Origin of the sequence: Stenotrophomonas sp. SrG, assembly GCF_050031795.1 — a bacterium.
Classification (GTDB): Bacteria; Pseudomonadota; Gammaproteobacteria; order Xanthomonadales; family Xanthomonadaceae; genus Stenotrophomonas; species Stenotrophomonas rhizophila_A.
In genome coordinates, this window is record NZ_JBNBBE010000111.1 from 1 (window position 1) to 298 (window position 298).

The 298-nt window shown below is 64.1% G+C and carries 1 protein-coding gene; it reads right to left on the reverse strand.

Annotated features, from left to right (window positions below):
* On the reverse strand, positions 1-298 hold a 298-nt coding region (locus tag ACQG3P_RS19180; RefSeq protein ID WP_426805925.1), incomplete at both ends, for an SDR family NAD(P)-dependent oxidoreductase.

Genomic DNA, 298 nt, shown 5'->3' on the forward strand with positions numbered 1-298 from the left:
TCCGATGCGTGGGTGACCAGCCCGCTGCTGTCACGGAAGCTGGCAATCACGCCGGTCACCAACTGGCCATAGGCCGGATGGTCCATGCCGCCCAGAGGAATGCCTGCGTTCGCGCCGAACCGGGTGGCGGGCGAGCGCCCGGGCAGCACCAACCGCAACCGACCGCCTAATGGATCCACTTCGATGGCAAGCGATTCGGTGAACACATTCACTGCTGCCTTGCTGGCGGTTTTAAGGCCTACGAGTAGCAGCGCCTTGTTGCTCGCCGTGGAAGTCACGTTGACGACCAGGCCCGCGA